The organism is Heyndrickxia sp. FSL W8-0423, assembly GCF_038009395.1.
Lineage (GTDB): Bacteria > Bacillota > Bacilli > Bacillales > Bacillaceae_C > Heyndrickxia > Heyndrickxia sporothermodurans.
Genome location: NZ_JBBPBE010000001.1, coordinates 2,154,618 through 2,172,103, shown reverse-complemented (window position 1 = coordinate 2,172,103; position 17,486 = coordinate 2,154,618). Strand labels below are relative to the sequence as shown.

The following is a 17,486-nucleotide window of genomic DNA, read 5'->3' as shown; positions in this document are numbered from 1 at the left end:
TTGGAGCTTTTCTATTATGTTTCGGGGATATTACAAGCGAAAATACGAATGGGAGAAAAAATAGAGATTCGGGCTATAAATAAAAATATGAATTCATGTGTCTTTTCTTTGGAGAAAATCCAAAACATCCTCCATGAGGCAAGGCATGTGAACTGGACTGAGAGTGAAACTGTATTACTGAATTCTGGTGAACAGTTTACTAGATACGAAAAGGTCTCAGATTCTGTTTGGATATATGCGATGACCGGAGAAAAGCAACCAATTGATTTAGTAATTGAGCTCAATCAAATAATTGCCTTCCTTTATCACGAGGGAGTCGATAGTGCGGTTTTAGTTGTACCTGGGTACGAACACTTAACACCGCTAAAAATGTGGAATGATCCTTTACTTTCTCGTGCTTCATTTGAGATCGAGCATATCGGAAAAATCGATGTTGAAATGCGGGATGGCGTGAGATTAGCAACAGAGGTTTGGCTGCCGAAAAATTTGAAAACGGGAACACGAATCCCAACGATATTAATCAGAACTCCTTACGGAAGAATGTCATACGGATTGAATAAACTACGTTTTGTCCAACGGGGATTTGCTGTTATTTCACAAGACGTGCGAGGACGGGAAGATTCCGAGGGAGAATGGCTGCCGATGTATCATGAAATGAATGACGGTGATGATACACTTAATTGGATCGCTTCCCAAAGCTGGTCAGATGGGAATGTTGGGATGATAGGTTCCTCCTATAGCGGTTTTGTTCAATGGGCAGCGGCTGCAAGTGGAAACCCCCATTTAAAAGCTATTATAAGCATTGTTACGGCCGGCACTCCATTTGGAGATTTACCGCGAAAAGACGGTCTTTATTCTTCCGGATTAATGGCATGGATTTTTATGATGGCGAAGCAAAAAGCGAATAGAGATGCATTAAAACGAGATGATTGGGATGAAGTGCTAGCTATTCGTCCGCTTAAGGATATTCCGGAGAAAGCGCTTGGTTTTAACATTCCTTTTTGGAATGAGTGGATGAAACATCCCGATTATGATGAGTTTTGGGCATCTTTTGATTGGTCAAAACTTGGTGAAAAAATCAATGTACCTTCCCTCTATATTTCTGGTTGGTATGATGATGATGGAAATGGAACGACGGAGGCATGGGAGCTAAATCAGAAACATAATCGTGAGAATCAAAGATTAATTTTAGGCCCATGGTATCATAATTCAAATGCTACACGAGAAATTCATCATGTCCAATTTGGCTTAAATGCGATTCGATATGATCTTGATCTATTATGTCAGCGTTGGTATGATCGCTTTTTGAAAGGAATTGAAAATGGTGTGGACACAGAAACAGCTGTTGACTATTATACAGTTGGTGAGAATCAATGGAAAAAGGCTAACAACTGGCCGCCAAGCAACGTACATTTAACAAACTATTATATTCAAAGTAATAGTAGCGCCCAAACAAGCTTTGGTGATGGCAAAATAAGCACTTCCCCTTCAAAAATTGATGGCTGTGATCATTATCTTTTTGACCCAAAGGACCCTGCCCCCTATTTAATAGATGTGTCTGAAAATGAGTGCAGTGTTCCGGAAAATTATCGTGACGTAGAAACAAGAAAGGATGTTTTAGTCTATACTTCTGAGCCTTTGCAGAATGAAATTGAAATCGCCGGGGATATTTATGCAATCATTTATGCAGCAACTTCTGCAAAAGACACCGATTGGTTAATTCGGATAACAGATGTCGATGAAAAAGGGAATTCCATTCGCCTATCTGATGGAATGGTTCGCGCTAGATATCGAACGTCGTATGAAAGCCCAAAATTGGTAACACCACATCAAATTGAAAAGTATGAAATAAAATTATCGAAAATTGCTCATTTATTTAAGAAGGGACATCGTATCCGTATTGCCATTACATCCGGAGCAAAAAATGCTTCATTTCCGAATCATAATACAGGAAACGATCCGGCAACTGACACGGAATGGGTAATAGCAGAACAAACGATATTCCATTCAGAGCAATATCCAAGTCATATAAAGTTACCAATTGTGGGTAAAATGGGGCATACTAACTAAGAGTAATTTTTAGTAAGGAGTATACCCATGATTAGAACATTAGCAGTTACAATAACTTATGATTTACTACATGATGTTCCGCTTGAGGAACTATCTTCTTCCAAATATATTTGGTATTGGATAGATTTCGATCGTCCTACAGAGGAAGAAATTCTGAAACTAAGAAATCCATTGAAATTTCATCCTTTGGCAATTGAGGACTGTATTCATAAACTTCAAAGGCCAAAATTAGATTATTACGAAGATCATACATTTTTTGTTATGCATAGTCTTCATCCCGATGAATTAGTAAAAGAAGAAATCAATATCTTTCTAGGAGAAAATTTCATCGTCACTTTTCACCATCACAAAGCAAAGGAAATTTTTGATGTATGGACTCGTTTTAGCGAAAGCGAATCCTTTGAAAATTGGGATTCGTATCATATTTTATATGAAGTGATGGACAAAATTGTTGATAATTATTTTCCGATTATTTATAAGCTTGAAGATCGGCTTAACGAAATTGAGGACAATTCTAAAAATGAAACAATGGAAGTGTTGTTAGAGAGTTTATTTGATACGAGACATGATTTGCTTTCGATGCGAAATACAGTCACACCTATGAGCGATTTATTATATCGCATGTTAAATTCACACCGTTTAGAAGGGATTCAAAATAGAATCGCCTATTTTGCCGATATCCACGATCACTTGCTTAAACTTGCCGGAATGATTGATTCCAGTCGGGAATTAACGGCAGATATTAGAGACAGTTATCTTTCATTAAATGCACATCAAACCAATCGTGTCATGAAGGTTCTTACCGTCATTACCACCATCTTTATGCCGCTAACACTAATCGCAGGTATTTATGGAATGAACTTTGATTACATGCCCGAACTACATTGGAAATTTGGCTATTTCATCATTCTATTCATCATGTTTTTAATTGGAGCAGGAATGTCCGCATGGTTTATGAAAAAGGGTTGGTTTAAATAAAAGTCTCTTTTAAAAAGGTTGTTGCTTTTAACAAAGCGCAGAGTGGATTGGAGCGGAAGGTACGAGACTCCTGCGGGATCAGCTGGATAGATGAGACCCCGCAGGAGCGAAGCGACGAGGAGGCTCATCACCAGCCCCGCGGAAAGCGAGTACCTGCAGCGGAAAGGAACGGACACTGTTTTTTTACATTTTCAATACCAGTATGACGTGGTAAAATATAAAATATTCAAAAGAGTGATATAAAAGGAGCTGATAAATCGTGTCTAACTTTCTTTTGTTTGCTTTTATGTGTATTTGCTTAATTATTTTACCAGGTCCTGATACCGCTATTACTACCAAAAATACATTAAGTTTCGGAAAACAAGGTGGATTTCAAACCCTTTTTGGAACGTGTTGCGCACTCTGTGTTCATACTTTTGCTGTTATCGTTGGGCTATCAGCAATAATCGTTAAATCTGCTATTCTTTTTTCGATTATTAAATATGCAGGAGCCATCTATTTAATCTATTTAGGGATAAAAACATTATTATCCATCAAGCAAGACATGAACAGTGATATGTCTGAAATAAAAAGCAGCAAAGGCCATTCGTTTTTTCTCCAAGGCTTTTTAACCAATTTACTTAACCCAAAAGTTGCCGTCTTCTTTTTAACCTTTTTACCACAGTTTTTAAATCCAGCGGAGAATTCGTGGAGTCAATTTCTTATAATGGGAATCACATATATCGTTCTGACCGCGATTTGGTTCATTCTATATATTACATTAATTCAACGAATCAATGTCTTTATGAAAAAGCCGAAAACACAAAAATTTATTCAAGGGATCACAGGAGCAGTCTTAGTCGGATTTGCGATAAAACTTGCTTTTGAAAAGGCTGCTTTCAAATAGGCGACAGATCCTGCATATAAATTTATAGTACTATTAAGAAAATTATGATAGAATGAAGTTAAGTTAATTATTTGGTTGGAGATTAGAGACCACACAACATTTTAGTACGATTACTAATATGCTTGTTGTGGTCTCTTTTTGTATTCCTACTTTTATTACTTATGATTTAGGGAAACTATCTTAAAAAGGGGGAATTCAAATGGAAAACACTTTTTCAGAAATTACCCGAACTGAAAACTTTGAACAAATGAGCAAGGATAAATACGATCTTCTTATTATCGGTGGAGGAATTACCGGTGCTGGAATTGCTTTGGACGCTGTTACACGCGGCTTGAAAGTTGCTTTAGTAGAAATGCAGGATTTTGCTGCCGGAACATCAAGTCGTTCAACCAAACTAATCCATGGAGGACTCCGTTATTTAAAACAATTTGAAATAAATGTTGTGAAAGAAGTAGGAAGAGAACGTGCCATTGTTTATGAAAATGGCCCGCATGTAACTACACCCGAATGGATGCTTCTTCCCTTCCATAAAGGGGGAACTTTCGGAGCTTTTACCACTTCGATCGGGCTGAAAGTTTATGACTTTTTAGCACAAGTAAAAAAAACAGAACGCCGGACAATGTTATCTGCTGAAGAAACATTACAGAAGGAACCGTTAATTAAAAAAGATGGACTAAAAGGTGGAGGCTATTATGTCGAGTACCGGACAGATGATGCGAGATTAACAATCGAAGTGATCAAAGCTGCCGTAGAAAATGGGGCAATTGTTGCTAACTATGTGAAAGCGGAACAATTCATTTATGATGAACGCAAAAAAATTATTGGTGTAATTGTTCGTGATTTATTAACAAATAAAGAAGTAGAAATTCATGCTGAAAAGTTTGTAAATGCTGCAGGACCTTGGGTCGATGAAGTAAGAGGAAAAGATTACGCGAAAAATAATAAACAATTACGATTAACGAAAGGAATTCATCTTGTTTTTGACCAATCTGTCTTCCCATTACGCCAAGCAGTTTATTTCGATACACCGGATGGACGAATGATTTTTGCTATTCCACGTGATGGTAAGACGTATGTAGGAACAACTGATACATTTTATGATAAAGATACAGCTCATCCAAAAATGCTTTCATCTGACCGTGATTATGTCATTAGTGCCATTAACTATATGTTCCCGGATGTAAAAATAACAAAAGATGATGTAGAGTCTAGCTGGGCAGGCGTTCGCCCGCTTATATACGAACAAGGCAAAGATCCTTCTGATATTTCAAGGAAGGATGAAATATGGGAAGCAGATAGCGGCTTAATTACAATCGCCGGCGGTAAATTAACCGGGTACCGTAAGATGGCTGAAAATGTCGTTGATCTAGTGGCAAAAGAATTATGTGTTACACAGCAAAGGAATCTTAAACCTTGCCAAACGGTTCACTTCCCCATTTCTGGTGGGAATCTAGGCGGCTCCGCCAATTACAAATTGTTCATTACTAAAAAAGCGAAGGAAGCGATTCAATTCGGTTTAACTGAAGAAGAAGGATATGCACTTGCAAGTAAATATGGTACAAATGTTGATTATCTATTCGACTATGCAAAGGATTATCAGGAACTTGACGAAAATCAGTTAACGCCTTTTGTATATGCGCAACTGATGTATGCAATTGAAAAGGAAATGGTCCTAAAACCTGTTGACTTCTTTATTCGCCGTACAGGAGCCTTATTTTTTAACATTATCTGGGTAAAAAAATGGAAAGAGCCTGTTCTTGCAAAAATGGAAGAAGTGTTTGGTTGGGATCCTGAACAAACGAAAGAATATACCGCTGAATTAGAAAAAGAATTAAAAGATGCGGTTATTCCTATTGACGAGCAAGTATTGTAAAAAATTTAAGGGGTGAACATTTTAAATGTTCACCCTTGTTATACTTCCGGTATTGGTGTCGGTGTTGGTTTAGCATAGCCTTCCTTATATTTTTCATCAATAGTTTTGCGAATCTCTTTCATCGATTTGCCTTTATTGTAATCTACGATTGATTGTGCCGCAATTTCTAAGCATACATCACAATTCACTCCATGTTCATCCCAAACAACGGCACCGTTTTTTTTATTCTCTTGGATAAAGCAATCATAATTGTTTTTATGTCCCATTTCTCCACAACCACAATAACACGGCATATGCTCTAATAATTCCTGATGTGAAGCTGCAGCTTGATAGATCGTTTGCACTGTTTCAGATGTATTATTCAAAAACATTGGTAAAACATCTTTACTCGCCGTCTCTTCACCCATCGGCATTGTATGCTCTGCTGTTTTCTTTTTTGGTGATTCCTTGCTTTCATTTTTAACACTACTGCAAGCTGAAAGAACAAGAATCACAGCAAAAAGGGTCAGAAGAATTCTATTTTTTCTATACATAATTTTCATCCTTTCGAGGAATTAACTTATCTTCATTTTAAAAATAATTAAAAAGGGAAACAAGCTGTATGGAAGAAATGACATAAATTGATCACACGCTAACTATTTTTCCCATTAGTAATTCGATTATATAAGGGGAACATATCAAATGTATTTATTCAGCTTTAGAAAGGATTGAAACCTTTGAATCAAGCTATAAAAGAAAAATATGAATGGAAAGATATACTAAATACTGTGAAAAAATTAGATCCAAAAAAAATTAGAAATCGTTAAAGCAACCCTTCCGATAGTTCAAGAACATGGTGAAAAAATTACGAAGCGATTTTATAAAAGATTATTTGAGAATCATCCTGAACTGAAAAATGTTTTTAATATGACACATCAAATTACCGGCCATCAACCGAAAGCGTTAGCAAATGCCGTGTATGCAGCTGCTGCTAATATTGAAGATATGAGTGCCATTATGCCAGCTTTAGAACGAATTGTGCAAAAGCATCGAAGTTTACAAATTAAACCTGAGCAATATCCAATTGTTGGCGAAAATTTATTAGGCGCGATAAAAGAAGTGCTTGGGGATGCAGCAACAGATGAGATCATCGATGCATGGGCAGACGCATATGAAGTTATTTCCGATGTATTTATCCGGATGGAAAACCGTTTATATAAAACAGCGGAAACGCAGCCTGGAGGTTGGGCCGGATTCAAAGACTTTATTATTGATCGGAAAGTGAAGGAAAGTGAAGTCATCACTTCATTCTACTTAAAGCCTAAAGATGGAAAAGAATTACCTCAATATATACCAGGACAATATATTACCGTAAAAATTGATATTGAAAAAGAGAAGTACACTCATTTACGGCAATACAGTTTATCCGATCGTCCTGGAAATGATTATTATCGTATCAGTGTAAAACGGGAAGATCCAAAATCGGAAGAACTTCCTCCGGGAGTTGTTTCGACGGATTTACATGAACTATTTAACGAAGGGGATATTCTCCCTATTTCCGCTCCTGCCGGTGATTTCTACCTCGATATGAATAGTAACACTCCTGTTGTTTTAATTTGCGGAGGAGTGGGAATTACGCCATTAATGAGTATGCTAAATACGATTATTGAGAAACAACCGGACAGAAAAGTATATTTTATTCATGCTGTAATGAATGGAAAAGTTCAAGCGTTTAAAGACTATATTAAAGAAGTAGCTGCTAAGAACTCTAATGTTGAAGCATATTCCATTTACTCACACCCAACGGACGAAGACAGAAAAAATAAAGCCTTCGATAAAGAAGGGTTTATTACATTAGAATGGATGAAAGAAATATTGCCAAATCATGATTCGCAATTCTATTTCTGTGGTCCGGAGCCTTTCATGAAGGTTGTGAATCGCGCGTTGTTAGACTGGGTTGTTCCTAAAGAGAATATTCATTATGAATTCTTTGGGTCTTTCGGAGATTTAGAAGGCTAAAGTAAAAAAAGGGTTGTCAACCCTTTTTTACTTTTTCATAAATATTTCCTTTGTACACTACGTCCATCATACGTAAATAACATTTCCTTATTTTCTACAATCGATTCTAAATGAACTGTTCTTCCCCATATTTGATATATATATGGCAAGACCTTTTCTAAATATTTTAAATCTAATTCGATCCCCTCATACCAATGCTTTAAATACAATTCACCATTTTTCATATAATCGCCATCATTTACTGTAATATATGGAAAACCGCCATTAACACGGCTATTTACTAGCTGGTCACGGACTTTTTTCCAATCTTTATCAACAATTTTATAATCGCGGCCTTGCTTTTGGAAAAGATACATATCCTCTCGCATAACCAAATCTTTCGTTAAATAATTCCTAAGAAAGGAAATATCCCCTTCAATTTCACGCACTTCAAACATTTTTTCTCGTCCTGAACCCGGTTTTTCTCCGCGTTTGATCATTTCTTCGGTCGGATTATTGTATCGCTCCTCAATATCTTCAAAAATTTTCACACCTAAATAATACGGGTTAATTCCTGTTTTGGATGGTTGGACGACGCCTGCGTTTAATTTAGCAAATTCAATTGCTTCATCACTTGTTAAATCCATTTCACGAAGGATTCGTTGATGCCAATACGATGCCCAGCCTTCATTCATGATTTTTGTTTCCAGCTGCGGCCAAAAATAAAGCATTTCTTCACGAATCATTGTCATAATATCCCTTTGCCAATCCGTTAATTCACGGCTGTATTGTTCGATAAACAACATAATATCTTTTTCAGGTTGTGGAGGAAATTTCTTTATTTTTTTCTTTGGCTTAGGTTTTTTATCTTGTTTCTCATCTAACGACCATAAATCATCATAGGGTGAGGACGTTTTTTTCTCTTCTTCCCACTCCTCTTCCTCTTCAATCGACCAAGTTAGTTTCGGCCTCATAAGCGATGGATCAATATGTTCTTCAATAGCAAGGACAGCATCGATAAATTTTTCCACTTCACTTTTTCCGTATTTAATTTCATATGCGCGAATTCGTTCTGCAGTAGCTGACATACTTTCAACCATGTCTCGCTTCGTATTTTGAAAGCGAACATTGTTTTTGAAAAAATCACAGTGTGCCAGAACATGTGCAACAATTAATTTGTTTTGAATAAGTGAGTTGGAATCTAGTAAGAAGGCATAGCATGGATTTGAATTGATAACTAATTCGTAAATTTTACTAAGTCCCAAATCATAATGAAGTTTCATTTTAAAAAATTGTTTTCCAAAGCTCCAATGCGAAAATCGAGTAGGCATTCCATAGGCTCCAAACGTATAAATGATATCTGCCGGGCAGATTTCATAACGCATCGGATAAAAATCTAAACCGAAACCAGTCGCAATTTCGGTTATTTCAGATATTGCATATTCCAAGGCTTTTTCTTCTTCATGATTCATCAATATCCCCCTTTTCCTCGGTCTCCATTATTTAATAGAGAACACTGTTAAGGAACTATCCTCTTACAACAATGTATGAAGGACATAGAAAAATCATGTAGTTGAATTCGTACCATTATTTTACTAATAATTATTGGTTATATATATCTATTACATCTTCCCAGTCCCTTTTTTCATAATAATCAGGTACTGTATCAATTTGTTTAATATAGATTTTCGCCATCTCCCCATTAGGCTTAGCCATCCACAGATCTGTCGTTTTTCGATTTGAACGAAGCCAGGTTAGTCGATTGATAGTAGAAATATAGGTAGGGTGATAATCTCCAAATCCTTTATTAGGAGATGTAATCTTTGCCTGCTCATTCTGTTTTGTATCGATTTTGTATAAAGATGGAAGCGGTCTTTTCTTAGGATTATTCGACCATTCCGTCTCCTTCGCTCTCGATACTGTAAGAAGCGATGGATTTTGCCAAGTAAAATCCCAATCGACAAAGCCTTTAGGGGTAAAGGAGTTCGTTTTTAAAGCCGGCAATATCTTTATATTTAAATGCTTATTTTCAATGGCCATTCTTCCTTCGCCGCCGATGTATGCTAAATAATTTTTATCTGGTGCCCATTGAAACCATGATTCGTTTAATATCATATCTTCAAGCTTTGTAAAGTTCGTTCCGTCTGTTCGGATAATGCAAAGCATATCGTTGTCCATCGACCAGGAAGCCGTTGGTGTAGCCAAAAAAGCTATCCACATACCATTAGCCGACCATTTAAAACGGCTCGTTTGAATGGCAAAAAAGTCAGAAGATTGTTTAGGTAATGTATAGAAATGCTCCATTTTGGCAGGGTCCATTTTGGCATCAATTGGAATTTTGTATAATTCTACACTTGTCCAACCTGTTGGCAGCAAATTCGATATCGAAGAGGCTAAAAATTCCTTTCCGTTTGGAAACCATGAATAATTGCCTACACCGGATGCCACATTTTCAAATCCTTTATTTCGTTTTTCTACATCAATCGTGTTAATATCATTAAAAATTTGAAAGGCAATAATATTCTTTTTCGGGGACCATTGATAATTTGAAGCTTCTCCCCCGTATAAGCGAATTTGCTTTTTTGATTGTGTATTATATGTCCAGAGCTCTTTTCCTTTTTTAAAGGCTATCCACTTACCGTCTGCTGACCATTTTGGACCGCTTACATTTCCTTCTTTTGTGATTTGTTGTTCTTTATTTCCTACTTTGATCCATAAATTCGTGTGTCTTATAAATGCTATTTTGACCGATTCTATTTTTGCGAATAGTGGATCTGTATTTGTAAAAAGAAAGAATCCAATCATTATAGCTATTATCCAGTATTTCTTTTTCATGTACTCACCTTCCCGACAAAAATTCTTCCATTACTTAGTTTCGCCTTTTTGTTGGGAAATATTTCGGTTTTGTTTTTAAATAATGACCGTTCCTTTCCGCTGCAGGTACTCGCTTTTTCGCGGTTCTGCGATGAGCCTCCTCATCGCTTCGCTCTTGCGGGGTCTCATCTGTCCAGCTGATCCCGCAGGAGTCTCGTACCTTCCGCTCCAATCCACTCTGCGTTTTTTTAAAAGAGCCTTTCGAATAAGAGCCTTTTTAATCCTGGTTGGCTTTTTCCAACAAATAGTATAAACCCAAAAAAATAGTCAGAGTGCTTGTTATCAAATACAATGAACCAACACCATATACGTCAATAATCAATCCGAATGCTAATAGGCTGATCACCATCACACTTGTTAAAAAGAATCCATTTTGTCTTAATATGCTTTTTTTTATTAATCTTGAAGTAAGGATGGTGTCTCTGATTTGTGAGGTTGCTCCACCGAGAAAAACAAACAAAATCATCCATAGATGATGAGTAGTAAAGGACAATAGCAATAGAATAATTCCCATACATAAAGTATTTATAATTAAAATCTTACGTTCGAACAAAACGAATATTGAATGAAATTTCATGAGTAAAAAATAGGCAAACACGATTCCGCTAAAAAAAATGGAATTGATGATTCCCCACCAAGATATTTGATTGTGCACTAATAAAAAAAGAATAACTGCCGTCCATGAGGTTCTAACGACTATTTCAATTACATTTACAATATGTATATTTTCACCATTATGTCTTTGGTGATTCCGTAGGAGAATAGCTGAATTTTGAGAAGGGATAGCATAAAAAATAATTAAACTAACTGTGGATAAAATAATTGCAACAAAAAGGACAATTTCACTATTTCCTTTTAAAAATAACAGCGAACCAATAATCCAACTACTTAAAAGGATGAGTGGGTCTAAATAAACATGGAACCCATTCGACACCAACATATCTTCACGTTTTGAAATAAATGATTGAAGTGTATTCATATTATGAAGAAAAAATCCATCAAGAGTTGCTATTATAAAGCTAAGAACCAATAATGGAATGCTCGTTGCATGATGGTTAATAACCAAAATAAAAAAAAGTACCAAAACGATAATCTTTATGGATTGAGTGCTGAAAATGTAATTATTGGCTAATCTTAAACCAACGACATTGCCAATATATTTACCAATAAGAACGAAACAACTAATCAAAACCAAAAATAATGGTGAATGTGTAACGATAGCTATAAAAGAAATAAAGTAGAAAACCTCTGCAAACTTGTTTAAAATTTTGGCAAGCTGAAACAATCGAAATACCTTTGTTTTCATCCCATTTCCTCCAAGTGCTTGTTTATCCCTTTTTCATTTTACCGAACTATTCACATTATTCATAGAACAATAATAAACATTGACTATCCATGTTAAAATAAAACAACCATGTGGCATCAGCATCACCAAGTTTTTCAGCAACAAAAAATAGATGTGATGCATATACTAAAAACAACTCCTTAAAAGTGTTAGTTATACAGTTGATTGATAAAGGAGGAGGTTGTTTTGAATAGTGTTGACTACGATCGTGCTCTATACTATACCCATCGATCACAATGGGATAATTTATTGATTTTGATGGTACGAACGAAAGACGACATGCTTTCCAAGAGAATCGAGCATCTTCTTCATGCATATCATTTTTCGCACGATTACACAGTAATTGAACGTAACCTATATTCCCTACTCCGTTATATTGATCACGCACATGAAATGAATGTAGCAAATGATGTGATAAGTGCCGAAGCAGTTCATTATACAAAGGTATAAAGCAAAAAGCGGCTTTTTCCCCGAGGAAAAGCCGCTTTACATTTTACAATTCCCATATATGAATACTATAATTTCTTTAAGTAATTATGTTTTTAAAAGGAGTAACAATATGCAAAACAAAAATATGTTTTGGAATTTTGCTTGGATTGTGTCAATTATCGCGATGTTAGGCAGCCTTTATTTTTCCGAGATACGACATTTTGTCCCTTGTGAATTATGTTGGTTCCAGCGAATTCTTATGTATCCATTAACAATTATTATTGGCGTATCTATATTCAGAAAAGAATACCAGCTCTCAATATACACAGCGATCTTATCAGGAATTGGAATCCTTACTTCACTTTATCATTATTCTATTCAGAAGGTTCCTTTCTTAAGTAGCCATGCACCTTCGTGCGGACAAATATCTTGTACAGGCGAGTATATTAATTGGCTTGGGTTTATTACCATTCCTTTTTTAGCACTCATTGCGTTCATTTTAATCTTTCTATCCAGTATCATCGTTTATCGAGAATTTGAAAAAAAATAAAAAGGTTATTTTCGTAATAAAGTTTTTGGGGAAAACTGGCTTTTATATAAAAGCACAGAGTGGATTGAAGCGAAAGGCACTTGACTCCTGCTGGATCAGCTGGACAGATGAGACCCGCGGGGAGCGAAGCGATGAGGAGGCTCATCGCATCGCAGAACCGCGAAAAAGCAAGTGCCTGTAGCGGAAAGGAACGGTTCATGCCTATTTTATATAAGCATTTCGTTCGCAGCACTTTTATATATGCTAAAAGATTCCGTCGATATTTTTTGATTTGAATTAAATTGGGTATAAAAAAATGGGAAGGGGATTGTAAATTTATTTAAAATTTGGACATTATGGTTAAATAATTCTTCATATCGTTTATTCATTTTCTTATGGATTTTTTCCTCTAAAATAACGATTATTGTTTGCAAACTGGCTATCACTTGATAGGCGTCCTTCAGTGTCCCAATTTTTTCAAAATGGTGTTTTTCTATTTTTAATACACCAATGCTTTTAAATTCAGCAATCTCTTCATCTTCATAATAATACGGAAATATATCGCTATAAAAATAATTAACCAATTCGTTTATTTTTTCCTCTTGCTCCTTCGTTGATGCAAATAAAACCTTCACTAGTGACCCACCCTTGTATTTGTATTACACCTTGACCGATTGTTATATTAAATAAAGAATAACATATAAAAACAGTAAAAAAGCGTGGTAATTATGACCATGTGAAAGGATAAATTATGGAGACAAATCAATCAGGAAAATGGTTTCAATTTCATATCCCAAACAAATGGAATAATTTTACGATTGAAAACATTTTAAAAGAGGAATGGAAAGTACCAAAAAAACTGCTACATGAAATTCGAATGGATAAAGGTGTCCGTATTAATGGGGATTATATAAACTGGAACATACCTTTAAAAACAAATGATTTATTTGAGATCGCTATTTTTCAACATGAAGATTATGGTGTAATTCCACAAAATTTATTAATTGAAGTGCTTTATGAAGATGACCATCTAATCATTGTCAATAAGCCGGCTGGGATTGATACACACCCAAACGTTGATGGCCAAAAAGATACTTTAGCAAATGGTGTTGCTTATTATTTCCAGGAAAAAAATGAGTTTCACCGTGTTCGTCATATTCATCGCTTGGATCGTGATACATCTGGAGCAATATTGTTTGCAAAGCATGCACTTAGTCACGCCATTTTAGATCGCTTGCTAAATGAAAGAAAAATTAAAAGAACGTATTATGCACTCGTACAAGGGATTATTCGACCCTCTTCTTTTGTTATTGATGACCCAATCGGCCGAGATCGCCACCATCCAACGAGAAGAAGAGTTTCCAAATCTGGTCAAACAGCCATAACAAGAGCAACCGTTTTAAAAGTCTTTCCGAAAGAAAAATTCACTCTTATTGAATGTTCACTCGATACGGGGAGAACGCATCAAATTCGCGTTCATTTAAGCTCCATTGGGCATCCACTTGTTGGTGATACCCTTTATGGGGGAAAAGCTACTTTTAAAAGACAGGCGTTACATGCAAGAAAATTATCCTTTGTCCACCCATTTTTAGGACAAAAGGTGGAATGCATTGCACCTTTTAATGATCCATCTCCTATCTTCGAAAAGTTTCAGCTTTGAAACATTCGTGCAATATATCGTTAATTATCGTATAATCAGTCTATACTTTTCTTAATTTTCATTCTATTAGGACGAACAAGAAGGAGAGATGCGTATGAATACCCTTTTTATTGCGGGACATGCTAAGCTGCCGGCAGGAATGGCCGCGAAGAGCATATACGAAACGTTAACGATAACTGCTGAAATTGATCGCAAATATGGAGTAATTGTTGAAGCAACTTGTACCCTTGCTACATCTCATGGACGTGATTTCATCGCCCATTTGTTAAAAGGCTATAGCTTAAAGGATGGGATTGAAGCACCTCTTCACGAATTAAAAAGCTGTTATTTTGGAAAAGCCTATAATGCCTTATCATCAGCATTAAAAGATTTACATAAACAATATTTAATTATGACGGAAAAAAAATAGAGAAGACATAAAATATCTTCTCTATTTGTAATGGAGTTTTTAAACAGGCAGATTTGAATCTACTTGAAACGGCCATGAAGGAAGCATCTCATTTAATGGTTTATCCGTTCTGTATCCCAATACGTACTCAGCCTGCATAATTGTATGAATTTCACGGGTTCCTTCATAAATAACAGGAGCCTTTGAATTACGTAAATATCTTGCGACCGGATATTCATCTGAATAGCCGTATGCACCATGAATTTGAACGGCATCATCCGCCGCTTTATTAGCAAAATCACATGCTTGCCATTTCGCTAATGATGTTTCCCGTGTATTCCTTACACCTTTATTTTTCAATTCTCCAGCTCTAAATACGAGCAGCCTGCTCATTTGTAATCCTGCTTCCATATTCGCAATCATTTGTTGGACGAGTTGATGTTTTCCAATTTCTTTTCCAAAGGTTTTTCGCTCATGACAATATTTCACACTCGCTTCTAACGATGCCATGATCAAACCACATGCGCCTGCAGCAACAGTAAATCTACCGTTATCTAACGCTGACATCGCAATTTTGAATCCTTCCCCCTCTTTACCGAGAAGATTTTCTTTCGGAACCTTTACTTGGTCAAAAAAGATTTCCCCCGTGTTTCCGGCACGAATTCCCAATTTATTTTTGATTGCCTTTGAAGAAAAACCTGGCATCGTTCTTTCTACGATAAATGCCGAAATGCCATGGTGTTTCTTACTTTTATCTGTGTATGCAAAAACTAAAAAATGGTCTGCTATATCACATAAGGAAATCCATGTTTTTTGTCCATTTAAAATATAATGATCGCCATCTTTCACGGCGGTTGTACTTATTGCCGCTACATCGGATCCTGCACCTGGTTCAGTTAAGCCAAACGCTCCAACTTTTATTCCTTTCGCTTGTGGAGTTAAGTATTTATGTTTCTGCTCCTCCGTTCCCCATTGTAATAACGTTAAACTATTGAGGCCGGTATGAACTGATACAGCCGTACGATAGGCTGTATCACCTCTTTCTAATTCTTCACAAACAATTGCTAAAGAATTATAGTCCATTCCACTTCCACCATAGCTTTCTGGTATACAAACTCCCATTAATCCTAACTCAGCCAGTCGTTTCATAATATGAGGCTGAAAAAGTCCCTTAGAATCCCATTCGCCAATATACGGCATAATTTCCTTGTCTACAAAATTCCTTACCGTTGATCGTAACATTACTTGTTCTTCAGAATAATCAAAATTCATTTTCTACACTCCTATACGACTTTATTATTTTTTAATTCACTAATTTCTTCATTTGAGTATCCGATTGAATGGAGAATTTCTTCCGTATGCTCTCCTGCAATTGGCGGATGATGCTTTATTTGAATGGGTGTTTTTGAAAGTTTTAGTGGACTTCCAACAAGTTTAACCATTCCTGCTGAAGGATGCTCCTTCTCCACAACCATTTCTCTAGCTAATACTTGTTCGTTTTGAAAGACCTGCTCAAGATTATTAATTGGTCCCGATGGGATTCCGTTTTCATTACATAAGGCTTGCCAAAATTCTGTCGGCTTCTCACTTAATACTTGTTGTAAAATTGGAACTAATTGCTCCCTATTCTCGACCCGTTTTGCATTACTTGAAAATAACGGATTCTTTGATAATTCTTCTTGCCCAATCATCTTAACGAATTTTTCAAATTGCCGGTCATTTCCAACTGCAATAACCATTTTTCCATTTGCTGTATCGAATGTTTGATATGGAACAATGTTGGCATGGGAGTTTCCTAGTAATCCCGGAATTTTTCCCGACATTAAATAATTGCTTGCAATATTTACAAGTGAGCTCACTCCAGCATCAAACAATGAAATATCTAATTTTTGCCCGGTGCCGGACGTTTTTCTTTCAAGCAAGGCAGCTTGTATGCCAATACATGCATATAGGCCTGTTAAAATATCAGTAATTGCGACACCGACTTTTTGTGGTCCGGAATCCGAATCCCCGGTAATACTCATTAACCCGCACATTGCTTGGATAATATAATCATATCCAGCTAAATCCTTATATGGACCTGTTTCACCGAAGCCTGTAATCGAGCAATACACGAGTTCGTTATTTATCTTTGAGAGATTTTCAAAGTCTAGTCCTAATCGTTCCATTGTGCCTGTTTTAAAATTATGGATGAGTACATCACATTCTTTGACTAATTTCCGGATAATTTCTTTGCCTTTTTCAGATTTTAAATCGACGGTTAAACTTTTTTTATTTCGATTTGCACAGAGATAGTAGGCACTTACTCCATTTTTAAATGGCGGTCCCCAATTTCTTGTGTCATCGCTACCGTTGGGCGCTTCAATTTTAATCACTTCAGCTCCCAAATCTCCTAACACCATCGTGCATAACGGCCCAGCTAAGACTCTCGTTAGATCAAGTACCTTAATTCCGGATAATGTTTCTCCCAGAACTAC

General features: G+C 36.3%; 16 protein-coding genes. 9 read left to right on the top strand and 7 right to left on the bottom strand.

The window, feature by feature from the left end; genetic code table 11:
- The 4 genes from MKY81_RS10995 (at position 1) to MKY81_RS10980 (ending at position 5,807) form a co-directional block, all read left to right on the top strand.
- Positions 1–2,070, top strand: coding sequence for a CocE/NonD family hydrolase (locus MKY81_RS10995; RefSeq protein WP_341117789.1), 2,070 nt, complete (start codon positions 1–3; stop codon positions 2,068–2,070).
- Positions 2,071–2,097: 27 nt separating this feature from the next.
- Positions 2,098–3,048, top strand: a complete 951-nt coding sequence (corA, locus tag MKY81_RS10990; protein WP_066233782.1) for a magnesium/cobalt transporter CorA — start codon at positions 2,098–2,100, stop codon at positions 3,046–3,048.
- A 256-nt stretch (positions 3,049–3,304) separates the two neighbouring features.
- Positions 3,305–3,934, top strand: coding sequence for a LysE family translocator (locus MKY81_RS10985; RefSeq protein WP_341118774.1), 630 nt, complete (start codon positions 3,305–3,307; stop codon positions 3,932–3,934).
- Between the two features lie 199 nt (positions 3,935–4,133).
- On the top strand, positions 4,134–5,807 hold the full coding sequence (locus tag MKY81_RS10980) for a glycerol-3-phosphate dehydrogenase/oxidase (RefSeq protein WP_445663930.1): 1,674 nt from the start codon (positions 4,134–4,136) through the stop codon (positions 5,805–5,807).
- Between the two features lie 38 nt (positions 5,808–5,845).
- Here the strand turns inward: MKY81_RS10980 and MKY81_RS10975 are convergent, their stop codons facing one another.
- A complete protein-coding gene (locus MKY81_RS10975) occupies positions 5,846–6,340 on the bottom strand; it encodes a PCYCGC motif-containing (lipo)protein (protein WP_108071903.1) in 495 nt (164 codons plus the stop codon).
- A gap of 247 nt (positions 6,341–6,587) precedes the next feature.
- Here MKY81_RS10975 and hmpA point away from each other — a divergent pair, with 247 nt between their 5' ends.
- Positions 6,588–7,805 carry an NO-inducible flavohemoprotein gene (gene hmpA, locus MKY81_RS10970; protein WP_341118771.1) on the top strand — a complete coding sequence of 406 codons (1,218 nt, stop codon included), beginning with the start codon at positions 6,588–6,590 and terminating at the stop codon, positions 7,803–7,805.
- A 35-nt stretch (positions 7,806–7,840) separates the two neighbouring features.
- Here hmpA and MKY81_RS10965 read toward each other — a convergent pair whose 3' ends face one another.
- The 3 genes from MKY81_RS10965 to MKY81_RS10955 form a co-directional block, all read right to left on the bottom strand.
- Positions 7,841–9,256, bottom strand: a complete 1,416-nt coding sequence (locus MKY81_RS10965) for a SpoVR family protein (protein ID WP_107920797.1) — start codon at positions 9,254–9,256, stop codon at positions 7,841–7,843.
- 130 nt (positions 9,257–9,386) lie between these two features.
- On the bottom strand, positions 9,387–10,619 hold the full coding sequence (locus tag MKY81_RS10960) for a TolB family protein (RefSeq protein WP_107920798.1): 1,233 nt from the start codon (positions 10,617–10,619) through the stop codon (positions 9,387–9,389).
- A gap of 256 nt (positions 10,620–10,875) precedes the next feature.
- Entirely contained in the window at positions 10,876–11,964 is a 1,089-nt protein-coding gene (locus MKY81_RS10955; RefSeq protein WP_108071907.1) for a hypothetical protein, read from the bottom strand.
- A gap of 225 nt (positions 11,965–12,189) precedes the next feature.
- On the opposite strand from MKY81_RS10955, the gene MKY81_RS10950 reads away from it, so the two are divergent.
- Together MKY81_RS10950 and MKY81_RS10945 are read left to right on the top strand one after the other, a co-directional pair.
- Positions 12,190–12,453 (top strand): YhdB family protein, encoded by a 264-nt coding sequence (locus MKY81_RS10950; RefSeq protein WP_066233757.1) that lies wholly within the window; start codon positions 12,190–12,192, stop codon positions 12,451–12,453.
- 109 nt (positions 12,454–12,562) lie between these two features.
- Positions 12,563–12,982, top strand: coding sequence for a disulfide oxidoreductase (locus MKY81_RS10945; RefSeq protein WP_066233754.1), 420 nt, complete (start codon positions 12,563–12,565; stop codon positions 12,980–12,982).
- A 206-nt stretch (positions 12,983–13,188) separates the two neighbouring features.
- On the opposite strand, the gene MKY81_RS10940 is transcribed toward MKY81_RS10945, so the two are convergent.
- A complete protein-coding gene (locus MKY81_RS10940; protein ID WP_066233751.1) occupies positions 13,189–13,596 on the bottom strand; it encodes a DUF5365 family protein in 408 nt (135 codons plus the stop codon).
- A gap of 116 nt (positions 13,597–13,712) precedes the next feature.
- Between MKY81_RS10940 and MKY81_RS10935 the strand changes: the two genes are divergently transcribed.
- Positions 13,713–14,621 (top strand): RluA family pseudouridine synthase, encoded by a 909-nt coding sequence (locus MKY81_RS10935; protein ID WP_108071909.1) that lies wholly within the window; start codon positions 13,713–13,715, stop codon positions 14,619–14,621.
- Between the two features lie 94 nt (positions 14,622–14,715).
- Positions 14,716–15,030, top strand: coding sequence for a DUF3870 domain-containing protein (locus MKY81_RS10930; protein WP_108071911.1), 315 nt, complete (start codon positions 14,716–14,718; stop codon positions 15,028–15,030).
- 39 nt (positions 15,031–15,069) lie between these two features.
- Here the strand turns inward: MKY81_RS10930 and MKY81_RS10925 are convergent, their stop codons facing one another.
- A complete protein-coding gene (locus tag MKY81_RS10925; RefSeq protein ID WP_341117781.1) occupies positions 15,070–16,281 on the bottom strand; it encodes an acyl-CoA dehydrogenase family protein in 1,212 nt (403 codons plus the stop codon).
- 11 nt (positions 16,282–16,292) lie between these two features.
- Positions 16,293–17,480: a CaiB/BaiF CoA transferase family protein gene (locus MKY81_RS10920; protein ID WP_341118770.1), complete on the bottom strand. Its 1,188-nt coding sequence runs from the start codon at positions 17,478–17,480 to the stop codon at positions 16,293–16,295.
- Positions 17,481–17,486 lie beyond the last annotated feature (6 nt).